Below are 24,945 nucleotides of genomic sequence, written 5' to 3'. Positions count from 1 at the left end.
ATGATATCGATTAACTATTTCAACATAGAGACAAGCATACTATGAGTAATAATAAAAAAGAGAGCAAGGCAGTAATTGGGCTACAACAAAGCTGGGCTAGTAACATCAGTGATTATATCTTGCTACGCCGCGAGCAAACGTATTTAGCTTATAACGCAACAGAGGCAAAAGCTAATACTGATAGTAAGCAAATCGATAAAACAGAAGAAAGTAATTTATTCACCGCTCTATTCGTTATGTTAGCGACTCATTTGGAAGAGGGGCATACCGTATTAACTATTGAGGCCTCTGAGCATGAAGAAGCATTGCAAGGTCAAATCAATGATGAGGCAGTTACGCTATATGCTTGGCAGCAACAGTTATTAGAGATGCTAGCAATGCCAATCTTTGCGCTGATAAATACCCAAATAAATACGCAATCAGAAGATGATTCTATAACTGAAAGGTCGCTATTCGTATTGCTAGACACGCTATTTGATAAGAGAGATCACCTGTGGATGCAATTGGCGCTTAGCAACCATGAAAAAGAGGTGCTAACCAAGCGTTTTGACATGATTGCTACGCTATACCAATTATTGAAAAATACGGACTTAAGTTTTTTTATACGCCTAGTTAACGAACATGATTTGTTTGCTGAGGTTAATAGTAGCATTAATAATAACGATAAAGTAAATAGCCTAAGCAAAAAAAATCAACCTATTATTTATAAACAAGTTAACAGCAAAAACACAGAAGGTTCAGCAGTATTACTAACTTTTTGGCTACATCGTGCATGGCAAGCAGAATTTAACTTAGCACAGCACATTAATACTATTTTAAATCAACAGATAACCCCTCTAAATATATCAATACCCAAAAATTTAAACGATCAGCAGATAGCAGCTATTAATGTGGCTAATAATAATGCATTTAGCATTATCACTGGTGGCCCAGGCACAGGTAAAACCTATACCGTTGCTCAGTTAGTCATCGCGCTGCAACAAGCGACAGAGAGTGGGGGATACGGGGCTGAAAATATTAGATTCAGTACGGACAGTGCCAGTCTGGCATTGGCAGCACCGACTGGTAAGGCTGCCCAGCGCATGCAAGAATCTTTACAAGCTGCTCTCGATACAGCAGATATTGATCTACAGTTACAAGAAGCTAAAACCATCCATCGCTTGTTAGGTATTGGTCGGACGGGTAGACCACGCTACGATACTAACAATCCACTTGGTGAAGATATCATCATCGTTGATGAGGCGTCGATGCTTGGGGTCGAGTTGGCTAATTATCTCGTAAGTGCAGTAAAACCAGGTGCAAGGCTGATACTATTGGGCGATGCAAACCAGCTAGCAGCGGTAGATGCAGGAGCAGTGTTGGCGGACTTGTGCCGTATTCCACTGTTACAACCCATTCATGCAGAGTTAACCGAAAGCCGCAGATTTAGCGCAGAATCAGGTATTGGCAAACTTGCCTACCAAATTAATCAGGCAGAGGTAGATACTCAAGCCATCTGGCAGCTGTTAAGGCAGGATGAAGCCTTGAATTTTCAATATGTAAATACGCTGCAAACAAATGAGTTTAAAGATAATAAGACAAAAAATAGCCTAAGTAATAAAAAAATTATTTCAAAAATATCGCTAAAATATATTAAATATATAAATAAAGTTAAAAGACTCCTAAAAACTCCAATAAAAAAATCCATGCCAGAATCAGTAAAAAATACGATTACATCACTAATGGAAACATTTAATGAGTTCAGAATTCTAAGTGCTGGTCATAATGGTGAATGGGGCGATCACTACATTAATAACTATCTCACTCAATGGCACCTAACTGAGCTAAAGCTACCACTGGGTCAAAACACATGGTTCCATGGTCGTCCTGTGATGGTTTTACAAAATAACTATGAGTTAGGATTATTTAATGGTGATATTGGTTTTTGCTTACAGACATCGGATGAAAGAAGTCGATTAGAAGTGTTTTTCGAGAATAAAACACAGGGGATTCCCGTCAATCTGCTAAACGAAGAGGTGATTGCCACCGCATATGCGATGACCATTCATAAATCGCAAGGATCTGAGTTTGAGCACGTTGCCATTACTTTTGATAATAGTCATGCTAGATTGCTAAGCAAAGAGCTTATTTATACGGCGGTGACCCGTGCTAAGAAACAGGTAACCATATATAGTACAAAATCTGCTTTTGAAAAGGCTGTTCAAACACCTACTGAGCGTCACACAGGTTTGGCATTACAGTTTTCTCAGCGTTAATAGATAAATACTAAAAAATATAAAAAGAGGACTAGAGTTGTATACCTTTGATACTGTGCTAGAGCATATTAATGAAATTATTTATAAGCCCAACCAATTGATTATTGCTTCAACTCAAGAAGAACAACAAAATCTAGAATATGCTGCTGGTACATTTGAATTAATGAACAGACTGACTGTCAAAACAGTTAGATTCAGAGTAGCTAAACAAACACCTACCAAAGTAGGGCAGTTCGTTACCTTTTGGGAAAAGGATTCCAAAGGTATTAATCAATCTTTTCAATATGATTCGTCACCAGACTTGTTAGTAATCACCGCATTTAAAGACAACCATACATTTGGGCAATTTGTTTTTCCAAAAAATGTCTTGCTTAGACATAATATTCTTCAGTCTCATTTTACAAAAGGTAAGATGGGTATCAGGGTGTATTCTAGCTGGGATAAGCCAACCAGTAATACCGCTAAGAAGACACAGAATTGGCAACTCGATTATTTCTTCGTGGTGACTGGTACAAAAATACTGCCTACAGAAAAAATACGGGCATTGTATGAGTAGCAAAATTAACAGTAAGTGCAAAATCTAAGCAATAAAAAAGCATCCAAATCGGATGCTTTTTTTGAACTCAAATGTAGAACTTAAACTTTGTCTTCTTTGATGGCATAGATGCCAGGCAGATGACGCAAGTAACCATGGAAATCCATACCACAGCCATAGACATAACGATCTGCAACATTGATACCGACAAAATCAACATCAAAATCTTCAACTTTACGATCATGCTCTTTATTAAGCAACACACAACATTCAAGTGATAAAGGTTTTTCTTTACTTAATTCTTCGACAACTGTTTTTAGCGTGATACCTTCATCAAAAATATCGTCAATCAGCAATACATGCTCACCTTCGATACTAACATCAGGTTTGAATTTCCAATCTAGCTCATTGGTGCCTGCATTATCACGATAGCGTGATGCATGAATATAATGCATGCGATGATAGAACGTCAAATGAGTCAATAGTTGACCAGCTGGAATAAGTCCACCATTCATAACAACCATAACGATTGGATTTAAACCAGCATAATGTAGGTTGAGTTGGGCGGCAAGGCGCTCATAAGCAGCGGCTACTTCGATGCTACTGATAAGGCACTCTGAGTTGCGTAATGTTTTTTCAATTTCTTGGTTGCTGATTTGGGTCATCGGGTGCGCCTTCGGTAAAAAGTGCCGCTTATTTTAGCAAATTTTAGTGAATTTGCCCAATACCATCTGTCTTTTGAGACAAAATTAATCAAATACTGGCATTTATTCTGGCTTTTCTACGATGAAAGGGCGGTAATAGTTTGCTAAACGATTTAAAGAGCGATCCGGTAGGTCGGGTAGCAACTTATTTAAGGCCATACTCATGCCTTTATCAATGGCGGCTTTGGCAACTGGAACAGCTTTGCGTTTAATCATGCCAAGTTTCAGCGTTTCAGCATAGCGGCTGATAAAATGAGTCAATGTCTCTTCATTCATGGTTTCAAGCGCTGTTTTAAAGGCTTTCATATCTACTTGCTCAGGTGTGATAGCAGCAAAGCCTTTTTCGATGGTTTGCGCATCTGCATCAGATAATTTGAAACCCACTCGTTTTACACCTTCATTATCAATAAACGTCGCCCGATCTCTCAAGAAATGAAAGCTTGGCATCACTTCTTCGTTATTCTCTTTACCGAGTAAGATGTTAAGCAGTGTATCTGTTGCTTTTTCAACTGTGCCAACAATTTTGCGCATTGAAGCTTGACGTTCAGGGTTTGGAATAATATCTACCAATCCAATCAACAAATTGTCGATTAGATCACGTGCTGTTTGATGCGTCAGGGCATCACGATATGGGTAGTATTCGACCTCCTCATTTGAGGCAATCACTTGCTCAGCGTCAATGATTAATGCTTTCAATTTATCTGAAGGTACAAACCCAAAATAATGCGCCATGGTGCTTCCTTTATTTGTTGTTTTTCATGTTTAACCAGCGTTACATTTGTCGTTAAATCAGTTAGTATCTAAATGGGTTGCAGTCAAAGACTCACCATATGCTGACTAGTGACATGTGCTAACGATAGAATGCAAAGCCTTATTAATGGATGATGATACCACAGTACTTCTATAAACAGCCTTTGGACAGGTGCGCTAAGTCACTAGTCGCCGACTAATTTAACATATTTTTTATATTCTAAATTAAAAAGCTTGAACTTATAAGGCTACCTATTACTTGTCTAAGGAGAGATAAGATGAATAGTGCAATCGTGCTAGTGTTTGCTGTTGCCGCGATGCTTTGCGGTTATCTGTTTTACTCAAAATTTATCGCTACTAAAATCTTGGCATTGGATAACAGTATCCCCACGCCAGCGCATACTATGAAAGATGGGGTGGATTATATCCCTACCAATAAATACGTGCTATGGGGACATCATTTTACTTCAGTCGCAGGGGCAGCTCCGATTATTGGTCCTGCCATTGCGGTTATTTGGGGCTGGGTACCTGCTATCATTTGGGTAGTATTGGGCACGATTTTTATGGCAGGTGTCCACGATATGTCAGCCATTTGGGCTAGTATGCGTAATCGAGGTCAGTCGATTGGTTCGATTGCTGGTACCGTCATGGGTACACGTGTACGTAGCTTGATGATGATCGTTATCTTCTTATTATTACTCATGGTAAATGCGGTATTTGGTGTCGCTATTGCTAATATGATGATAAAAACCCCGTCCGCTGTGCTACCTGTTTGGGGGGCTTTGATAGTCGCCTTTATTATCGGTCAGTGTATTTATCGCTATAAGATGAATCTGGTTTGGGTATCAATCATTGGGGTCACGGCTTTATATGGGCTTATTTATCTTGGTCCTATGTTCCCTGTCGTATTACCTGAAACATTCTTAGGCTTACCTGACAATGCTGTTTGGATTATTATCTTGTTTGCTTATGCGGCAATCGCTTCTTTATTACCGGTTTGGATGCTCTTGCAGCCGCGCGATTACATCAATGGCTTACAGTTATTTGTCGGTCTAATTTTGTTATACGCTGCCATCTTTATCGCTACGCCGAATATTGTCGCGCCAGCGATAAACACGGCATTGCCAATCGGCACACCATCTATGGTGCCTTTATTGTTTGTGACCATTGCTTGTGGTGCAATTTCAGGCTTTCATGGATTGGTGGCAACGGGTACAACATCCAAACAGATTGATAAAGAAGAAGATGTACGATTCGTTGGTTACTTCGGTGCCATGGGTGAGGGGATGCTGGCACTGGGTGCAATACTCGCGGCAACGGCGGGCTTTGCAACCCTTGGCGACTGGCAAGCGGTTTATCAAAAATTTGGTGACGGCTCTATTGGTGCCTTTATTGATGGCGGTGCAACCATACTGAATGCAGGCGTCGGTATTGATATGGTTTTATCACAGACGATGCTGACGGTAATGGCAGCATTGTTCGCTGGTACTACGATGGATACTGGGGTACGTCTGCAACGTTATATTTTCCAAGAGTTTGGTGAAATTTATAAACTGCCAGTTTTAAATAAAAGTGTGGTGGCAACATTGCTTGCCGTTGGTAGCTGTTTGTTATTAGCCTTTGGTGCTGGTGGCATCGATGGTGCTGGCGGTATGATTATTTGGCCGTTATTTGGCACGACGAATCAGCTAATGGCTGCATTAACCTTGATGATTGTCACTGTTATCTTGTTACGTAAAGGCAGACCTGTGTGGTATACCTTGGGGCCATTGTCATTCTTACTGGTCATGACGGTTTTTGCGTTATTGATTCAGCTAAAAACCTTTTTCAATGACGGTAACTGGTTACTTATTATTATGGATATCATTATCTTGATAGCCACAATCTTAGTAACGTTTGAGAGTTTATCAGTACTCCGTAAAGAATGGTCGATACACAGAGGCAAAAGTAATCTCTAAACCCTCTTAAATAATTAATGAAATGTCAGATAAAACGCTAGCAGCAATTGCTGGCGTTTTTTGTCTCATATAGGCATGATAGATAATAAATATACGCAAAATAAGGGTCATTATGGAAAAGGCAGATATAACAAAATCTATAAAAAATATTGCGCCATGGTGGCAACGGTTTGCGGCTGGGTTAAACGAGTTTTATCATGCGCCTTATCGTCAAACGATGGCACGCGCTGCGCGTGATGAGGAAGATTTTTTTATGCTACTCATGTTTGCGGAAAGCTTAGGTATCGATAATCCAGCCAGCTTTTATACGCTAGAATTGCAGCCTTTGTTTTTAGAAAACTTCCATGAATGGCATACACGTATGGGCATGGATAGATGCCCTTTTGACCATGTAGGTTGCTGCTAGTTTCCTTTGAATTCATCAAAATGAGATACAAGTATGGCATTACACCCTTTACCCGCATTGGTAGAGCAACTGGCAAAGCAGCCGATTATATTTATCGGTGGCAAGGGCGGTGTCGGTAAAACCACCACTGCCGCCGCACTTGCCAGCTATTATGCCAATCAAGGCAAAAAGACACTGATTGTCTCGACCGACCCAGCACACAGCTTGGGCGATGTGTTAAACGTCCCGCTCAAAAATCAAAAAACAGTCGTAACTCCTTATCTAGATGCTATTGAAATAAACCCTGATATCATTGTTGATGAGCATTTTGCCCAAGTTGAACGCACCATTACCTCTTATGCCAATCCAGATATGATGCCAAAAATTCGCGAGCATCTACGGCTATCAAAATCAGCGCCTGGTGCACAAGAAGCCGCGATGCTCGAATCTATGTGCCAGCACTTGGTTGCAGCAGCAGATGCCGGCTATGAGCATATTATTTTTGATACCGCACCGACGGGACATACACTGCGTTTATTAGTCCTGCCTGAGATGATGGGGGCATGGACGGATGGATTGCTCGCTCAGCAGCGGCGGCAGGCAAAACTGCGCTCAGTGGCAAATCATTTGGGCAGTCATGAACAAAAAATCCAGCAAAAAAATGACAATGATTTAGCCAATCCATTTACCGAAAAAAAATCCGACCGTTGGGAGCAGGCAGTATCCGTACTCGAAAAACGCAAACAGCTGTTTCGTCATGCAGGGTTGCTGCTTCATGACCGTACACAAACCGCCATTGTATTAGTGATGACGGCTGACGTCTTGCCATTGGCTGAAACCAAGCGGGCGATAGAGCAGTTAGAAGACAGTAAACTTATGCCAGCCGCCATCGTTATCAATCAGTTGATAGCACCGACCCAGTCTGATGCGTTTTGGCGTCATCGAGCTGCGCGCCAGCAACAATTAATGCAAGATATTGAGCAAAGCTTTCCCAAGTATCCGCTATACCCAATATATCTGCAACAAACGGATGTACTCGGTACTTTTGCCTTAAGTGCATTATTATACCCATCTCATTAAGCAATCACATCTACAACTTTAATCAAACTTGACGATCATTACTCAGGTTTATAAGACTGTAGCTTACTTGCCAGCGACCATGCCATATCTGCGCGTAATAATTGAGCTTGTTCAGATTTACCACTACTGAGCGATGACCATTGCGGTTTGCCACGAGCTTTTTTTAGCTCACTTGGCAATTTATGTGTCGGCCATGGTGTGACAGTGGTGCTTTCGTCATCTAACGACTGTTCAATACTGGATTTCTCACCTTTATACAGCAATTGCGTGGCATCAGTTGCTGCATGACCACGATGGCGCAATGCTGTCAATAAATCTATGGCTCGAGTGGCCAGCAAGGTTAGGGTAGCAGGGTCGATATACAAACGTTTTACCCCAGTGATTCTATCGGCAATACTACTTGTATTAGATAACAGCCCACCTGCGATACCGCCAATGGCAGCACCTAATCCTAAAGTAGTGCCAAGTGCTGCAGCATCGATGCCAAGACCCAATAACGCGCCAGCTGCCGCGCCAGAAGTGGTGCGAATACCGTAACTTTTTAGCAGCTCAGGGTCAAACGGATCTTGTTGATAGGCTTTTAGCTCAAGTGGCGTTGCCGCTACGTCATTGTCATAAAACTTATATAAATTGAGCAAGTTGTTCTGCATAGCCCGTTCACTTTGTCTCACTGCCTCTTGCATTTGCTGTAATACTGGCATTGGGTCGTCATCTTCACTAATCTCACGAACAAAAGCAGCAACATTGATTAAAAAATCAGCAATGATAATGTTGGCCTCGTCATAAAGCTGTGCCCAGTCTTCAGTACGACGTGCCATCAACTGCTCAAGCATCTCAGAGTGAGTGAGCATAGTCGCAAGATTTTGCCATAGACGCATCTCATCGTTAAATTCAAAAGCCACGGAGTCAAAGCGTGTAGAAATATGCAAATTACGACGCGCTAGCATGGTCTGCCACTCGTCGATATTGGCATCCTGAGCGTCAGTGAAATTAAATACCGGCATAACAGGAATCGCTGCCCAAGATAGAATAGCTAACTCGTCTTTATATTTACCGAGTACCGGCTCACGTGCATCGACGACATAAATAGCCATATCACTTGCCAACAGCTGACGGATAACTTTGGCTTCTTGGCTATAGTCCTCATTGCTATTTAGCGCATCACCACCTTGGGCAATATCTGCTGCCAAAAACTGCTGCAGGCGCTCAATACCATCACGGCGGCTGGCCGTATTGTCCTCTAACCAATCCATCAATCCTGACGCATCTTCTAAACCCGGTGTGTCATACAATACCACCAACACTTCGCCCATTTGGCTGTCTGTTAATTTGGCTTGCTCTACATGACGGGTAGTTGCGGCTTCGTTTTTGACTTCACCAAAATAGACGTCACGCAATAGTGTACGTAGTATGGATGTCTTGCCCGTATTGGTATGACCAACGACGGCCAATTTTAGCGGTTCACCACTGGCGATGGTTTTCCTTGTCATACTTGTCGTTGTTGTTAATGGTTCAGTTGATAAAGGTTGATTGTCTTGAGTTTCCACTGACTCAGTTACAGCTGATTTTAAAGTGCTGTTTGCGGTATTAGGGGTTGCCTCATAAGCCTTATCTGCAAAGAGACCAGCAGGCTTATTGTGTTCATAGTTCTCTTTTTTATTATCATTATTCATAATATCGTCTTATATTTATTAATGACCAAAACATACAGTGGCTTTTATTGTAGAACAAATTGTGTGCTATTTAGGTATTAATACTAACCATTTGTCTTAAGTAACTGATAATCCCATTTTGGCTAGTCAATCAAGTATTCACTAGACCAATGTTGCGGGCAGAGAGTGCGGTTTGCCACTGCTGATAACGAACATCTTGATGGTCTGCAACCTGCTTGGTTAAGTCTAAAGCGCTTGAATCACTCAGCAGCTGCACAATGAGCCCATCTTTTGCATGGCGGGCGATTTGATCAAGTTTACGCAATGTGCCACGGTCAGGTAAGGCCTTATGATGAATACCAAGTAAGACCTGCACTGGATGATTGTCTAAATAGCTCTTCAAACGTGCCATGTCATCACGATCATCAATAATGCCAAAATTTTCAATATCGCTATTATTAATATTGGCATCCAGACCTGCAACCCACCAGTTATCCTGCTCTGCTGGATACTCAAGCAAAGCAACCAGCTTCTTGCCAGCGCTGACAGCTGCTTTTGGCGCAATAGGAGCGGGCACTTCATTAAAGTCATCAGCATCTACCACCTGACGTTGCCAAAAGCTTAAAATCTTTTGATAATAGAGCTGCTTGATGTCCAACCGCATCTTTTTACGACGGAACATCAATGCACAAAACGCCCAAGCAATCGCTCTTGGTACAATACCGTACATCAGCAAACTACCAACCAATAAGCCTGCCCATTGCCGCGCAACAGTCAATGGCATCGCATCAGTCACCAAGCGACTCTGTACAATAGCGTTGCTATCTGGCACATCGAATCCCACCATACTTGGTAACCAGCCAAGTACCTGTGTCAAGGTAATTAGCGCTTGATCGGATAGTAAAGTCGACTCCCAGCTAAAGCTATACTGACGCACAATCAACAGGAAAATAATCGCCAGCAGCATGCCTGTCAACGTTGCCAGCCATAACTGATGACTAAATCTCCCCAAATACCAGCGCATCCCGCTATGCTGTAATTGGCGCTCGTACAAGTCGACTGCCGCCTTGGTAACATCATCCTTGCCACGTATCAGATAACTGGGACTGACAAAATTGGCAAACCAATTCGAAGACTGCTTGCCTTGATTAATCAGGCTCATCACCAGCCAGCCTAACAGCATAATGGTATGAAAACCCAGTAAACAAACCAATACATAAAAGAAATTCACCACATTGGTCTGTAGTAAGGTGAATAAGCCCAAAAATCCCGAGATACACCACACCACGCTCATGACCACCATGATGCCTTTAATACGCCCGTCAATTTTGCCCAATACTCGTGCCAGCGCACCGTTACTATCGATACGTGAAGCTCGGCGGTGCAATTTTTGAATGGGTTTGCCATCCTCACCTTGTAGTTTTTCCGTGATAAGTAGCGGGTCAGTGGCAAAGACATGTTGCTGCGTCTCAAGCGTGCGTACCAACTCAGTCAATTGATCTTGGGGTGATAGCATAATACGATAACATCCATATAAAGGCGTTTATGTAGGAGATAATTCTTGATTATTGTAGCGTATATATGAGGACACGCCTTCGCCAAATGTTAAAAAATGAACATTTATTAAGCATTTTTATCATAGTAAAGACAATAAAAATCAGCCAAAATGAATAATGAACACAATGATAATAACAATAGTGTGAAAAAACAGAGGGTAAAAAAACGCGGTTAAAGAGAATCCAAAAAAGGAATCATCATGAATAACAGAACATATCTAATCGTTGGCGGTACAGGCGGCATTGGTAGAGCGATGATTGAACACTTATTAAATGGTACTGCCAGTGACAATAAGGATGAGAATGCGAATACCGATAATGGTGGAAAACAGGGTATTCATGTTTTTGCAACTTATCATCACAATGTACCTGATTTTGGGGCTGACAATCTGCATTGGATATCCATGAACCTCTGCGACGAACAGAGTATCCAACAAGCAGCCGAGGTTATTCAGCAGCAAACCACTCATATTGATTGGATTATCAATTGTGCAGGGTTATTACATACGGCGACGCAGCAGCCAGAAAAAGCGCTGCGTCAGGTTGAGACTGATTTCTTTTTACAAAACATGCAAGTGAATGCCTTAGCCAGCTTACTCATTGCCAAGCATTTTAGACCACTATTAGCCAAATCTGCGCGTAGTAATGACAAGCCCGCAATCTTTGCGACGATATCTGCACGTGTTGGCAGTATCAGTGACAATCAGCTGGGCGGCTGGTATAGCTATCGTATGAGTAAAGCGGCACTCAATATGGGCATGAAAAACCTGAGTATTGAATGGAGTCGCTCGCTTAAAGACGTGTGCGTAGTTGTCATGCAACCAGGAACGGTAAATACGCAACTATCAGCCCCTTTTCAAGGTAATGTGGCCGAAGGTCAGTTGTTCTCGCCAGCCTACAGTGCGGAATGCTTATTAGAAGTGCTTAACCGTATGACAGCGTTGCAATCAGGAATCTTTGTTGACTGGGCAGGGGAATCCATACCTTGGTAGCTCTAAATGATTGAAACGTTCACAAAGCCAATTCAAGAGATAAAAATAGGGCGTGTCCTTAATATGAGAACACGCCCTATGTTATTGATAAGATAAGGGTTGTTTTTAGATAGGCACATGCTTAATTCGCCATAAACAAGTCCATAAACTCATGTACAGGTGTGTGCTCTAAGCGTTTTTGATCGCTACAAAGCGCAAAAATATCCTGACAGCGACTGTCGATAAATCGCGTTGCTAAACTGGCACGAAATTTGGCTTCTAATATTGGCAAGCCCTCAGTACGGCGGCGCTTATGTCCGATAGGGTATTCGACCACAACCTTGTCGGTACTGCTACCATCTTTAAAAAATATCTGAATGGCATTGGCAATCGAGCGCTTGCTTGGGTCATGGTAATCTTTTGAATAACCCGCATCTTCTTCTACGATCATTTTGCGGCGTAGACCATCGATCAAAACATGGTGCTGTGCATGATAATCGTCTTCATAGTTTTCTGCCATTAAATCGCCAGTGAGCAGAGGCACCGCGACCATATATTGCAAACAATGATCGCGATCCGCAGGGTTGGCCAATGTGCCTTCTTTAGAGATAATTCTAATCGCAGATTCATGAGTGGTCAGGACAATTTTTTCAATATCATCGATTCTATCGTCAATACGTGGATGTAAAATCACAGCAGCCTCACAAGCAGTCTGCGCATGAAACTCGGCAGGAAAGCTTAACTTAAATAAGATGTTTTCCATCACGTAACTGCCAAACTCACGCTGGAAAGTAAAACGGCGCTCGTTTGCAGGTTTCAGGGCTAAGTCTTTATTGGTATGGCTAAACACTACATCATAAAACCCCCATTGCGGTGCAGAGAGTGCCCCAGGGATACCCATTTCACCGCGACGAGTAATGTCAACCAAGCGTACCGCACGACTGGTAGCGTCGCCTGCCGCCCAAGATTTACGGCTACCGGCATTGGGTGCATGACGATAGGTACGCAACGCCTGACCATCGACGATCGCCTGCGAGATGGCAGCCATGATACGCTCACGTGGCAATTTGTAGAGCTTGGCGACCACAGCGGTAGAGGCCAATTTAACTAAAAACACATGATCAAGACCCACACGGTTGAATGAGTTTTCGAGTGCAATTACCCCCTGAATCTCATGCGCCATAATCATAGCCTCAAGCACCTCACGCATGGTTAATGGCGGATGATTGCGACTGACATTTTGTTGGCTGATATAATCGGCGACTGCTAGGATACCGCCTAAATTGTCCGAAGGGTGTCCCCATTCAGCAGCCAGCCACGTGTCATTATAATCTAGCCAGCGCACCATACAGCCGATATCAAAGGCAGCTTTGATAGGATCTAGTCTGTGGGCTGTACCCGGAACGCGCGCGCCATTAGGTGTGAGCTGATCGGCACAATCAGGACCCAGATGCTTAGTACATTCAGGGAAACGTAGCGCAAGCAGACCGCAGCCAAGCGTATCCATCAAGCAATGACGCGCAGTATTCCAAGCATCTGCGCTATTGGGGGAGTCGTTATCTATCGAATAATTAAGCACATAATCAGCAATTTTTTGAATCTCAATGTCATATTCTGGACGGACATTGCTTTCTACCGTTGCATCATTTTTATTTGAATTTGTTGTATCTGAATTATCATTTGACATGGTTGTCTCCTCTTCCTTGAGTGTGCTACTTCCTTGACCCATTATATCGGTCATCTTTTTAAATTAGCCATCATTTAAAAGTAGCATACTCAATATGAAACAACCAAACTGAATTATGTTAAAAATTAAAACCTTGCGGCGCGCTTAAATCATCAAATATAGCAGACCTAACACAAATAAAGCCGCCATGATGAACAGCAGAAAACTTAATACTTTGTTCGTTGTGGAGGCAGACTCAGTACGCTCTTTTTGTACTTTGTTTTTCTTGGCAACGTATAGAACCATTTTTACATGCTCTATGTTATCTTCGAGATAATGATCGCCTTCAGGTACAAACCCCAAGGACTCATAAAAGCTAAGTAAGTAGGCTTGTGCAGAGAGTATAATTGGGCGCTTCTTGCCATATTTTTTACGGCAGTGCGCAATGGCATGAATCATCATCTGCCGCGCTATACCGTCACCTCTGTGCTCTGATAATACCAGCACTCTACCGATGGCAGGCATAGCAGTATGATTGGTCTTAATCGTAGGGTCAGCGACCGATAGATTGGATTTTAACTTATTAAATTCAGGCGGAATGATACGGCAGTAGCCTACCAACGCCTCGTTTTGATGCGCGATCAGATGTAGGCAATCAAAGTCCACCTCATCCATATCTTGATAGGCGCAGTTTTGCTCAACCACAAACACTTGTGATCGGGCTTTTAAAATATGATACAGATCAACTGAGGTCAGCTCATCAAAGGTTTTGATAGAAAATTCACAAGTCATAGTGGGCTAGCTTCTGGAAATAGGCGGTAAAAGATTGGCATTATAACGATTTAGGCACACATTAACCATTCCTAACCCTTTAGAGTCTGGCTGATTTTATCCAAATTTAAGCTATCCGACATGGCATTGAATATCTCAAAATACTTGCCGTGTTTCTCATATAGCCCTTCATGCGTACCGGTTTCAACCACGCGACCATCTTCTATCACGACCAAGTCATCCGCATCGATAATTTGGGCAATATTATGCGAGACCATGATCACGGTACGATCTTTTTTGATGAGATCTAGACTTTTCTTCACTTGTTGGCTGGCGATGGCATCGAGGCTAGCGGTTGGCTCATCCAAAAACACAATGGGTGGATCTTTTAAAAACATCCGTGCGAGCGCGATACGCTGCTGTTGACCACCAGACAATGACTTTGCTGTACTCTCATAGCCTTTTGCTAAATTAATAATTTGCTCATGAATGGAGGCTTTTTTTGCTGCAATGATAATATCTTCCTCAGTCGCATTCATATCGCCATAGCGGATATTTTCGCTAATCGTACCCGAAAAGATATGATTGCTTTGTAGTACCAAACCGATATTTTGACGCAATTCATGAGTATCGCAGTCAGCTAAATTATGCCCGTCTAGCCATATAGTGCCGCTATCTGGCGCATAAAACTTTACCAATAAGCTGATAATCGTACTCTTGCCAGCACCACTTAAACCCACCAGCGCAGTAATACGATTGGGCTTGATAGTAAAGCTGACATCTTTGAGCGCTTGCGTGCCATTCGGGTACGTGAAATCGACGTTTTTCAGCTCAATATGACCTTTTAAATTTTTACTACTTCTGCCCGCGATATCTTCAACTTGGCTTTCATCTTCTAATATATCAAAGAAACCTTCAGCGTAAGTCAGGGCGTTATTAATCTGATCATAGATACGATGCAATTGACGAATAGGGGCGGCGACGTTTTGGAATAGCATGACATGGAATAAAATCATACCGATGGTCATCTCGCCTTTTAAAACAAAGTAGGATGTTAGCAGAATAATAACGACCACACCAATTTGCTCAATAAAGGTCTTTATCGCATCATAAATAAAACCAATACTGCGAATACGCAGCTGATTGTCAGTCATGTCTTTTTGAATGGTTAAATGCTTTTCTGCTTCTATCGACTCACGAACAAAGGATTTCACCACGCTGATGGAGTTGATCAAGGAGATAACCAAGCCACTTTTGGCTTCTCGATAGCCACGCATCTGCCGACGGAATCCTTGTAGACGCCGCGCTTGTTTTTGACTGATGAAAAAGTAAATGGGGATGATAATAAGACCGACCAAGCCTATCCAAAAATTGGTCGAAAACATAATGATGAGTGAGACGATCGCACTGGCAAATAGCGGTAGCATATCGATAAAGAAGTTTTGCACTAAACTGGTTAAGCTGCTGACGCCATAGTCGATACGGGTTTGCAACTTGCCGCTGTCGTTTTCGCTACTGGTATAAAATGCCATGCGGTAGGTGAGGATGCGCTCAATGATTTTTTGCGATAAATCACGTGATAGATTGATACGAATCTTTTCGCCGAAGAAGCGTTGCCCAAACGAGATGAATATCGATAATATCTCTTTGGTTAAGAGTACCGCACTGATAATGGTCAGCATGCGCACGCCAGCTTCCCAAGGCTCAGCGAGGGTAGCGATTTCGGTCAAAGTATCAACGGCATAGCGCAGCACAAAGGCATTAACTTGCGCTGTAAAGGAGCCAAGCACCGTTAGTATCAGTGTGGCAATAATTAAAACTTTATATGGCGCGGCAAAGACGGCAAGCTTTTTGAGGATATCCCACAGCAAAGCGCGCCGCTCCGTTTTTTTGAGTGGCGGCTTTTTATCTAACTGCACATGGCGTGGCTGGGGAGATGTTGGCATAAAAACTTAGCTCATGGATTTTAATATTTTACTAAATCACATTTATATTAAATTATTGAAATAAAGTTTGGTATTATGTAGAACCATTCTTTGTTCTCTTTTGGTAGAAGCCATTTGAAAATGCTTCCTTATATCTTGATTAGCCTGTTAGGCGGTGCCATTGTTCCGCTACAGCTGGCTATTGTCAACGCTTTTCGAGAAAGTACGCAAGCCTCGCAGATCCAATCTACCTTTTATTTATACTTAGGAGGTGCATTGGCTTCTTTAGTCCTGTCATATATGACGAGTGGTGGTATCAAGCCGCCAATAATTGAAAATGCGACATGGTGGATGTGGTTACCAGGATTTTTGGGCAGCTTTTATATCTTGTTTATGTTTATTGCTGCGCCAAAAATAGGCGCAGGTAATACATTGCTCTGGGTTTTTCTAGGGCAAATGTATTTTGCCTTGATTCTAAGCCAAACTGGCTTATTTGGCTTAGAGGTTAAAACAATAGATATCTATAAAATCTCTGGTTTAGCCTTAGTCACTATAGGCGGGATGTTAATGATATATGGCGAGAGTAAAGCTAATGGTTAAAAACTATCCGCTGGTACAAACACTTCACCAACCATAATACGGCGTGCCGAGCGGCTCATCGAGACTTTTTTGGCTTGCCAGCGTCCATCGACTTGCTCGGTTTTTCCACCGACGAGTAGTGTCCCTGAAGGATGACCAAAACGCACCTCGGTCAGCTCGCCTGCACCTGCCGCTTCATTGACCAATGTACCTTGTGTCGTTGCTGCCGCTGCTATTGCAACCGCTGCTGTGCCCATCATCGCATGATGTAATTGACCCATACTCATGGCACGTACAACTAAATCAATCTCATTCGCCTCAACGGCTTTGCCACTTGAAGCGGTATAACTTTGCGCAGGAGCAACCCAAGCGATTTTAGGAATATGTTGACTGGTTTGTGCTTCACTGACGTCTTCAAATAAACCCATCGCAACGCCGCCTTTGGCACGGATGTTTTCAAGCTTGGCAAGTAGCTCACTATCGCTATTAATATCACCTTGCAACTCAGTGCCAGTAAAGCCTAAATCTTCTGCTTTCATAAAGATGGTTGGAATACCTGCACTGATAAAGGTTGCTTTGACACTATCAGTATTTAGACCACAGCCAGAGACATCAAAATCATCGACCAAGTTGCCAGTGGGGAACATGTCGCTTGATGAATCAACGGGATCAATAAATTCGATTTTGACTTCAGCAGCAGGGAAGGTCACACCGTCTAGTTCAAAATCGCCGGTTTCTTGTACTTGCACTTTTCCTTGCCCATCAGTATAAACAGGTACATGAGCGATAATCGTTTTACCAATATTCTCTTGCCAAATGCGTACTTCACAAATACCGCTGTCCGCATTCTCATCAATACTATTAGTAATTTTGTCGGCATCGACCAGACCCATATTAATGGCACAGGCACCGACTGCTGCGGTCAAATTGCCACAGTTACCCGCCCAATCAATCATTGGCTTGGCGATATTGACCTGTCCAAACAAGTAGTTCACATCGTGGTCTGATCTAGAAGACTCAGATAAGATGACTGTTTTTGAGGTGCTAGAGCTGCCATTGCCTAAGCCGTCGATTTGCTTACCATAAGGATCAGGGCTACCGATAACCCGCAATAGGAAATTATCACGCGACTCGCCAGCGACTTGGCAACGCTCAGGTAAATCAGACAGTTTAAAAAATGTGCCTTTTGAGGTGCCGCCACGCATATAGGTGGCTGGGACAGATAGTTGTGGAGCGAAAGGAGTGTTTGATTGAGAATTAGTCTTAGCCACTGTATTAAGTCCTTTTTATATTGTTATAAGAATGGATATAGAATGGATATGTTGCCATCAGTAAGTAAACATGAACGACTAAGAACGCCCGTTAATAATGATAGCGACACGAAATAATCGTCAAATAGTTATCATCAACGGCGTACACCAACCGATTGGCGTCATCGATGCGTCTTGACCAAAATCCAGATAAGTTTTCTTTTAACGGTTCAGGTTTGCCAATGCCTTCAAACGGATTACGCTTACATTCGGTGATGAGTTTGTTAATACGTTTGAGTGTCTTTTTATCTTGGGTTTGCCAGTATAGGTAGTCCTTCCATGCGGCATCTGTCCATGCTAGTTGCTCACTCATTATTAGACCTTTTAGATTTATTGAAGCCTTCGATTTCAAGCGTTCTCAATATCGCTATCCGTATGCTCATTGTGATTGCTGCTATCATCACTTTTGTCACTGTCTTCTGCTGTATCAATTAGCTCGCGCTTAACAGTTTTGCCAGCTTTGTACTGGGCAATAGAGTCCGCTAAGTGCGCCGCATTGGCAGGAGATTTTAATAGATAGACGGTTTCCATTAGGCTATTGTAATAATCAAGCGACATAACGACTGCATCATCAGCGTCACGGCGAGTCACGATAGTGGCGTTGGCATCATCGTTTACCGTATCTAATACAGATTTTAAATGCTTTCTAGCTTCTGAAAAACTAACGACTCTCATGGCTTACTCCTCTAATAATATATAACTTGTACAATATATAGTACATATTACGCTATTGGTAGGACAAACTCAATATTTAGCTATTATCCAATATTCAGATATAAGCAAGAAGGCTAAGTTTATAGAGTGCAAAAGAAAATAAAAACCGATGCCATATCTCTATATAACATCGGCTCTTTGATTACTCAAAACTTATGATGCTTACGCAATATCTAACGTGCCATCGATAAACTCTTTAGCAAAGCGCTGGAGCATACCGCCAGCGTTATACATTTTAACTTCATCAGCGGTATCTAAACGACATTTCACTAAGGTTTTATCGACAGTACCATCTGTGCGGTTAATGACCAATGTCATCTCACCACCAGCCGACACTTCGCCTTCGATATCGAATATTTCAGTACCATCGATATTTAGGGTATTACGATTGACACCTTCTTTAAATTGCAAAGGTAGTGCGCCCATACCGACTAAGTTTTGACGATGGATACGCTCAAAATCTTCAGCAACCACTACTTCAACACCCGCTAAACGTACACCTTTAGCAGCCCAGTCACGGCTTGATCCTTGACCATAGCCATCACCTGCGATGATGATGAGTGGCTGCTCGCGGTTCATATAGGTTTCAATCGCTTCCCACATACGCATGACTTGACCTTCAGGCTCTACTCTAGCAAGCGAACCTTGTATTACTTCACCTTTCTCGTCACGTACCATCTCATTCAATAGCTTAGGATTGGCAAAGGTTGCACGTTGGGCGGTTAAATGGTCGCCGCGATGGGTCGCGTAAGAGTTATAATCTTCCGCAGGCAGACCCATAGTATCAAGGTACTCGCCAGCTGCTGAGTCACCCAAAATCGCATTAGACGGTGATAAATGGTCAGTGGTGATATTATCACCAAGCACCGCTAACGGACGCATGCCTTTTAGCTTATTCATCGCTGCCATTTTGCCTTCCCAATACGGCGGACGGCGGATATAAGTAGTCTGTTCACGCCAGTCATATAGTGGGCTTAATGCTTTACCTGTGTCTTTTTTAGCTTCATCAAACATTGGGATATAAACAGCGTTAAATTGTTCAGGCTTCACCGCTTTGGCGACGATGGCATCAACTTCGTCATCATCAAACCAGATATCTTTTAGATAAACGTCATTGCCGTCTTGGTCTTTGCCTAACGAGTCTTTTTCGATATCAAAACGGATATTACCGGCGATAGCATAAGCAATAACCAGTGGTGGTGATGCCAAGAATGCTTGTTTGGCATAAGGGTGGATACGGCCATCAAAGTTGCGGTTACCGGATAACACGGCAGTGGTGAATAAATCATTATCAATGATTTCTTTCTCGATATCAGGATCAAGCGCACCACTCATGCCATTACAAGTGGTACAAGCAAAGCCAACCACGTCAAAGCCGATTTCTTGTAGCTCAGGCATCAGACCTGCTTCTTCTAAGTACATTTTCACCGTTTTAGAGCCAGGTGCTAGTGAAGACTTCACCCAAGGTTTCCGTAATAGACCTTTGGCGTTGGCATTACGGGCGACTAGACCAGCAGCGACCATATTGCGTGGGTTAGAAGTATTGGTACAGCTAGTAATGGCGGCAATGATAACCGCACCATCTGGCATTAACCCGTCTTTTGGTTCAGGCAGTTTTTCGTCAGCACCATGTGCAATACCTTTTGCTACCAAATCGGTGGTTGATACGCGAGCATGCGGGCGTGAAGGGCCCGCCATGTTACGGACGACAGCTGACAAATCAAACTCAAGCACACGCGCGTACTCGGCCTTCTCCATACCATCAGCCCATAGACCGGTTTGTTTGGCATACTGCTCAACCAGTTTAATCTGATCTTCACTACGACCAGTTAGGCGTAAGTAATCGATAGTTTGTTCATCGATATAGAACATCGCAGCCGTTGCGCCATACTCAGGCGTCATGTTGGAGATAGAGGCACGGTCGCCTACAGTAAGCTGGCGCGCACCGTCACCGAAGAATTCAATATAAGTAGAGACCACACCTGCATCACGCAAGAATTCCGTCATCGCCAGTACGAGATCTGTACCGGTAATGCCTTTTTGCAGTTTGCCCGTTAGCTTAACGCCGACGTAATCAGGCAGGCGCATATATGATGGATTGCCCAACATCACGCTTTCAGCTTCAAGCCCGCCAACACCGATTGAGATGACACCTAAAGCATCAACCATTGGTGTATGACTGTCAGTACCGACTAAGGTATCAGCAAAAGCGACTTGTTCCCCGGCTTTATTTTTTACCACTTGTACCACAGGTGACATTTTTTCTAGGTTAATTTGGTGCATGATGCCGTTACCAGGTGGTACAACGTTGACGTTATCAAAGGCATACTGACACCAGTTGATAAAGTGAAAACGGTCATCATTACGGCGTTCTTCGATAGCACGGTTTTTCTCAAATGCATTTTCTTCAAAGCCTGCATGCTCAACGGCTAGTGAATGGTCGACAATTAATTGCGTTGGTACAATCGGATTTACTTTTGATGGGTCACCGCCTTGCTCAGCGATGGCATCACGTAGACCTGCCAAATCAACAAACGCCGTCTGACCCAAAATATCATGACAAACCACGCGGGCAGGGTACCAAGGAAAGTCGAGGTCTTGCTTGCCTTCGATATGCTGCTTTAGCGCATCGGTTAACTCTTCTGGTGGGCAACGGCGTACCAAGTTTTCACACAATACTTTTGAGCAGAATGGTAGCTTGTCATAAGCACCAGCTTCGATACTCTCGACAGCCTCACGGGTGTCAAAGTAATAAAGATCAGTATCTGGAAGCTGTTTTTTGAATTGTTCGTTCATTGGTTGTACGAGGGCGTTGTCCATAAGTCACCTTTGGCTGTTGGCTAATTATAATAAATCGTTAAACGTCAATATTAGGTAAAAGTCATTCCTTTAGCAAAATCATCGTTCGTTATTATAGGCTTTGCTAAAGAAGCGATATTGAAAAGTAAAAAGACGTGGTTTATATAAAGAAATGTTTATATGAAAAAGACAGCGTATGACGATTAAGCCCAAACAGACAATAAGGCTCAATCATCATATCGTTACCAGCCAGCACTATTGCTAGCTGATAGTAATTATTTGGCAAAAAGCACTGAACAATCATCATTCAAAACTGAATAACAGCTACTTAATAATAAGCTTAACGCGCATTCATCTCTGGTACTGGGCGTAGCTCTTCACCGGTATATTCCGCACTTGGGCGGATAATACGGTTATTGGCACGTTGCTCAAATACGTGTGCTGCCCAACCTGTTAGACGTGAGCAAACAAAGATTGGTGTGAACAGCTTGGTTGGGATGCCCATGAAGTGATAAGCAGATGCGTGGAAAAAGTCAGCATTACAGAACAGTTTTTTCTCGCGCCACATGACTTCTTCACAGCGTACTGATACTGGGTATAGCACTTCATCACCAACATCCGCCGCCAGTTTTTCAGCCCAGCCTTTAATCACCACGTTACGTGGATCTGACTCGCTATAGATGGCATGACCAAAGCCCATAATTTTGTCTTTACGCGCCAGCATACCCATCATTTCTTCTTCGGCTTCATCAGGTGAGCTAAAGCCTTCAATCATATCCATTGCCGCCTCATTAGCGCCGCCATGAAGAGGGCCTCGCAATGAGCCAATCGCACCTGTTATACAAGAATGGATATCAGATAGCGTAGAGGCACAGACACGTGCGGTAAAGGTTGAAGCGTTAAACTCATGCTCTGCGTACAAGATAAGAGACACGTTCATCACTTTTGTGTGTAGCTCGTTTGGTTTTTCACCCTTTAGCAAATGCAAGAAGTGACCGCCAATGGTGGCATCATCAGTTTCGGTTTCGATACGCACGTTGTCATGGGTAAAACGATACCAGTAATTGATGATAGAAGGGAATACCGCAAGCATGCGATCTGCTTGGTCGTTTTCTTCATCAAAACTCATTTCTGTTTCTAAGTTACCCAGCATAGAGCAACCAGTACGTAATACATCCATTGGATGCGATTCGGCAGGGATACGCTCAAGGACGTCTTTTAATGACTGCGGTAAGCCACGTAAGCTTTTGAGCTTGGCTTGGTAAGCGCCAAGCTCGCTTTGGTTTGGCAAGTTGCCATAAAGCAGCAAGTAGGCCACTTCTTCAAAGACGCATTTGTCTGCCAGTTCTGACACGTCATAACCGCGATACGTCAAACCTGATCCTGACTTGCCGACGGTAGATAGCGCGGTCTTGCCAGCGACTTGTCCGCGTAGACCTGCGCCTGACAATACTTTTGTTGATGGGTTTTGTGCTGCCATGATGAAATTCCTTTTGTGGGTAGCTTTTTGGGTGAAAAACGGTGTTTCTAAGTTTCTAATAATAAATTTATTGGTTAATGACTGACTATAGCGTTACGCAGGCTGTGGGCCATCTAAATCGACATTACAACGCTCAAACTCCGCTTCAATAGGGCCATTCAAAACTTCCATTGCGCTGCCTTCGCCTTCTGCATTATTGATTTTCATGTACTTGACACCCAGTGGTGATTCCATGAACGTCTGAATCTCAGTCATCTCTTCTGGAGTAGGATCAGCCATTGGCGTTGCAATCTCTTCACCATTCATGACACGCAATTGCTCATTACCAAACGTAATCAGCTTTTTCCCTACCTCTGACGTATAAAAGTCATCCAACTCTTGTAACTCTGCATCGGTAAACTGACTCTTATAGAAACGATCGACTTCGGCTTTACCCAAATCTTTGTCACGTGATTCAAGGCAGCTGACTTGCTCAGCACTGAGTGCACCACTATTGATAACTGGTGCGAACAATAGACTGTCGACGGTATCTAACGTAATCGTCGTCATGACCAAGTCATCTTGAGTGGCAGGTGCAGGAGCATCTTTGGTAGCATCAACTTCAGCAGTGCTTGCACCACTGGTCGTATCATCAGCGGTTTCTGGTGTTTTATCACAGCCCGTCATGAATAATAGCGCCGCAAGCGTGCTGCTCAGTAGTGACGTTTTAAAAGCAGTATTAGCAGTAAAAAATGGCATAAATAACCTAAAAGTAAATGAAGACGGATTTCGAAAAGATAACACACTCAAATGTGAGCTATCTTTTCAGTATTGCCAATAACTAATTCTTAACTACTTATTAGCAAATAGCTTGTCTAGTGTCTGCTCAAACTCATGATAATTTAAGAAATCATACAGCTCCATGCGGGTTTGCATGGTATCAACAACTTTTTCTTGTGTGCCATCAGTCAATAGATGCTGATAAACGTTTAATGCCGCTTTGTTCATCGCACGGAATGCTGATAGTGGGTACAACACCATCTCGACACCCACGCTATATAGTTGATCAGTGGTGTAAAGGTCGGTCTGACCAAACTCTGTCATGTTGGCGAGTACTGGGATATCCAATACGTCAGTGAACTTACGATACATTTCGATATCGGTTAACGCCTCGGCAAAAATCATGTCTGCGCCTGCTTCTTGGAAGGCAACAGCGCGCTCGACAGCAGCATCAAGACCTTCTACCGATAACGCATCCGTACGTGCCATGACCACAAAATCAGGGTCAGTTTTGGCATCCAATGCCGCTTTTAAGCGATCAACCATTTCTGAAATACTGACGATTTCTTTATTTGGGCGATGACCACAGCGCTTTTGAGCGACTTGATCTTCGATATGTACCGCTGCCACGCCTGCTTTTTCCATTTTTCTGATGGTTTGTGCAATGTTAAACGCGCCACCAAAACCAGTATCGATATCTACTAATAACGGCGTATCAACTGCGTCAGTGATACGTCGTGCATCTTCTAGTACATTATCAAGGCTAGTCATACCCAAATCAGGAAGACCAAATGAGGCATTTGCCACACCAGCACCAGAGAGATATAACGCTTGGTGACCGACTTGGGTCGCCATCATTGCAGTATAGGCATTGATAGCACCTGCAATTTGTAGTGGCTGGTTATTATCATTTTTTTGGGTCAAAGCACTGCGAAAGCGTGCGCCTGCTGAAGGTAAAGTCATGTGAGTGTCCTTGCATAGAGAGATAGTATTATCGTTATTGTGTTCGATTATACCCAATAATCAGTGAGTGCAAAGCATTGTTTGAGCACAATAATTTAAATAATTTAAATAAATATTTTATTAAAACTAATAT

Annotated in this window: 20 protein-coding genes and 1 pseudogene; 7 read left to right on the top strand and 14 right to left on the bottom strand. The window is 42.9% G+C overall.

Going from position 1 to position 24,945, the window contains the following annotated elements; genetic code table 11:
• The first annotated feature begins 41 nt into the window (after nucleotides 1–41).
• Nucleotides 42–2,255, top strand: coding sequence for an exodeoxyribonuclease V subunit alpha (gene recD / locus JMX82_RS01505; RefSeq protein ID WP_201539066.1), 2,214 nt, complete (start codon nucleotides 42–44; stop codon nucleotides 2,253–2,255).
• Nucleotides 2,256–2,292: 37 nt separating this feature from the next.
• Complete coding sequence (locus JMX82_RS01500; RefSeq protein ID WP_201539065.1) at nucleotides 2,293–2,811, top strand: MepB family protein; 519 nt, start codon at nucleotides 2,293–2,295, stop codon at nucleotides 2,809–2,811.
• Between the two features lie 80 nt (nucleotides 2,812–2,891).
• On the opposite strand, the gene JMX82_RS01495 is transcribed toward JMX82_RS01500, so the two are convergent.
• Both JMX82_RS01495 and JMX82_RS01490 read right to left on the bottom strand, forming a co-directional pair.
• Nucleotides 2,892–3,455 carry a hypoxanthine-guanine phosphoribosyltransferase gene (locus JMX82_RS01495; RefSeq protein WP_045447249.1) on the bottom strand — a complete coding sequence of 188 codons (564 nt, stop codon included), beginning with the start codon at nucleotides 3,453–3,455 and terminating at the stop codon, nucleotides 2,892–2,894.
• A gap of 102 nt (nucleotides 3,456–3,557) precedes the next feature.
• Nucleotides 3,558–4,226 carry a hypothetical protein gene (locus JMX82_RS01490; protein ID WP_055125814.1) on the bottom strand — a complete coding sequence of 223 codons (669 nt, stop codon included), beginning with the start codon at nucleotides 4,224–4,226 and terminating at the stop codon, nucleotides 3,558–3,560.
• Between the two features lie 296 nt (nucleotides 4,227–4,522).
• On the opposite strand from JMX82_RS01490, the gene JMX82_RS01485 reads away from it, so the two are divergent.
• The 3 genes from JMX82_RS01485 to JMX82_RS01475 all read left to right on the top strand — a co-directional run bounded on the left by JMX82_RS01485 (nucleotide 4,523) and on the right by JMX82_RS01475 (nucleotide 7,667).
• The gene (locus JMX82_RS01485) at nucleotides 4,523–6,202 is read left to right on the top strand and encodes a carbon starvation protein A (RefSeq protein ID WP_055125815.1); all 1,680 of its coding nucleotides are present in this window, start codon (nucleotides 4,523–4,525) and stop codon (nucleotides 6,200–6,202) included.
• A gap of 112 nt (nucleotides 6,203–6,314) precedes the next feature.
• Complete coding sequence (locus JMX82_RS01480) at nucleotides 6,315–6,608, top strand: cory-CC-star protein (protein ID WP_201539064.1); 294 nt, start codon at nucleotides 6,315–6,317, stop codon at nucleotides 6,606–6,608.
• 33 nt (nucleotides 6,609–6,641) lie between these two features.
• On the top strand, nucleotides 6,642–7,667 hold the full coding sequence (locus JMX82_RS01475) for an ArsA family ATPase (RefSeq protein WP_201539063.1): 1,026 nt from the start codon (nucleotides 6,642–6,644) through the stop codon (nucleotides 7,665–7,667).
• Nucleotides 7,668–7,705: 38 nt separating this feature from the next.
• Here the strand turns inward: JMX82_RS01475 and JMX82_RS01470 are convergent, their stop codons facing one another.
• Both JMX82_RS01470 and JMX82_RS01465 read right to left on the bottom strand, forming a co-directional pair.
• Entirely contained in the window at nucleotides 7,706–9,340 is a 1,635-nt protein-coding gene (locus JMX82_RS01470; protein ID WP_201539062.1) for a DUF3482 domain-containing protein, read from the bottom strand.
• A gap of 130 nt (nucleotides 9,341–9,470) precedes the next feature.
• Nucleotides 9,471–10,835 carry a DUF2868 domain-containing protein gene (locus tag JMX82_RS01465; RefSeq protein ID WP_201539061.1) on the bottom strand — a complete coding sequence of 455 codons (1,365 nt, stop codon included), beginning with the start codon at nucleotides 10,833–10,835 and terminating at the stop codon, nucleotides 9,471–9,473.
• Nucleotides 10,836–11,075: 240 nt separating this feature from the next.
• Between JMX82_RS01465 and JMX82_RS01460 the strand changes: the two genes are divergently transcribed.
• Nucleotides 11,076–11,867 carry an SDR family oxidoreductase gene (locus tag JMX82_RS01460; RefSeq protein ID WP_201539060.1) on the top strand — a complete coding sequence of 264 codons (792 nt, stop codon included), beginning with the start codon at nucleotides 11,076–11,078 and terminating at the stop codon, nucleotides 11,865–11,867.
• Nucleotides 11,868–11,988: 121 nt separating this feature from the next.
• On the opposite strand, the gene JMX82_RS01455 is transcribed toward JMX82_RS01460, so the two are convergent.
• From JMX82_RS01455 to JMX82_RS01445, 3 genes are all read right to left on the bottom strand, one after another.
• Nucleotides 11,989–13,533, bottom strand: a complete 1,545-nt coding sequence (locus tag JMX82_RS01455) for a bifunctional 2-methylcitrate dehydratase/aconitate hydratase (RefSeq protein ID WP_201539059.1) — start codon at nucleotides 13,531–13,533, stop codon at nucleotides 11,989–11,991.
• A gap of 144 nt (nucleotides 13,534–13,677) precedes the next feature.
• Entirely contained in the window at nucleotides 13,678–14,304 is a 627-nt protein-coding gene (locus JMX82_RS01450; RefSeq protein WP_087815402.1) for a GNAT family N-acetyltransferase, read from the bottom strand.
• A gap of 71 nt (nucleotides 14,305–14,375) precedes the next feature.
• On the bottom strand, nucleotides 14,376–16,229 hold the full coding sequence (locus JMX82_RS01445; protein WP_227676249.1) for an ABC transporter ATP-binding protein: 1,854 nt from the start codon (nucleotides 16,227–16,229) through the stop codon (nucleotides 14,376–14,378).
• 114 nt (nucleotides 16,230–16,343) lie between these two features.
• Between JMX82_RS01445 and JMX82_RS01440 the strand changes: the two genes are divergently transcribed.
• Complete coding sequence (locus JMX82_RS01440; RefSeq protein ID WP_201539058.1) at nucleotides 16,344–16,808, top strand: DMT family transporter; 465 nt, start codon at nucleotides 16,344–16,346, stop codon at nucleotides 16,806–16,808.
• Here the strand turns inward: JMX82_RS01440 and prpF are convergent.
• From prpF to prpB, 7 genes and pseudogenes are all read right to left on the bottom strand, one after another.
• Entirely contained in the window at nucleotides 16,805–18,058 is a 1,254-nt protein-coding gene (gene prpF, locus JMX82_RS01435; RefSeq protein ID WP_201539057.1) for a 2-methylaconitate cis-trans isomerase PrpF, read from the bottom strand. The genes JMX82_RS01440 and prpF overlap by 4 nt on opposite strands.
• Nucleotides 18,059–18,149: 91 nt before the next feature.
• Nucleotides 18,150–18,410 (bottom strand): Txe/YoeB family addiction module toxin, encoded by a 261-nt coding sequence (locus JMX82_RS01430; protein ID WP_037025847.1) that lies wholly within the window; start codon nucleotides 18,408–18,410, stop codon nucleotides 18,150–18,152.
• 113 nt (nucleotides 18,411–18,523) lie between these two features.
• Nucleotides 18,524–18,772: pseudogene (locus JMX82_RS01425) on the bottom strand (type II toxin-antitoxin system Phd/YefM family antitoxin); the annotation flags it as partial.
• A 201-nt stretch (nucleotides 18,773–18,973) separates the two neighbouring features.
• On the bottom strand, nucleotides 18,974–21,631 hold the full coding sequence (gene acnD, locus JMX82_RS01420) for a Fe/S-dependent 2-methylisocitrate dehydratase AcnD (protein WP_227676248.1): 2,658 nt from the start codon (nucleotides 21,629–21,631) through the stop codon (nucleotides 18,974–18,976).
• Between the two features lie 319 nt (nucleotides 21,632–21,950).
• Nucleotides 21,951–23,090, bottom strand: coding sequence for a 2-methylcitrate synthase (prpC, locus tag JMX82_RS01415; RefSeq protein WP_201539055.1), 1,140 nt, complete (start codon nucleotides 23,088–23,090; stop codon nucleotides 21,951–21,953).
• A gap of 93 nt (nucleotides 23,091–23,183) precedes the next feature.
• The gene (locus JMX82_RS01410) at nucleotides 23,184–23,828 is read right to left on the bottom strand and encodes a DUF2059 domain-containing protein (RefSeq protein ID WP_201539054.1); all 645 of its coding nucleotides are present in this window, start codon (nucleotides 23,826–23,828) and stop codon (nucleotides 23,184–23,186) included.
• A 93-nt stretch (nucleotides 23,829–23,921) separates the two neighbouring features.
• The gene (gene prpB, locus JMX82_RS01405) at nucleotides 23,922–24,812 is read right to left on the bottom strand and encodes a methylisocitrate lyase (RefSeq protein ID WP_201501283.1); all 891 of its coding nucleotides are present in this window, start codon (nucleotides 24,810–24,812) and stop codon (nucleotides 23,922–23,924) included.
• Nucleotides 24,813–24,945 lie beyond the last annotated feature (133 nt).

This window comes from Psychrobacter sp. 1044 (genome assembly GCF_904846525.1).
In the GTDB taxonomy this organism is placed as follows: Bacteria; Pseudomonadota; Gammaproteobacteria; order Pseudomonadales; family Moraxellaceae; genus Psychrobacter.
Note: the sequence above shows the minus strand (reverse complement) of the source record. Positions and strands in the feature narration are given on the sequence as shown.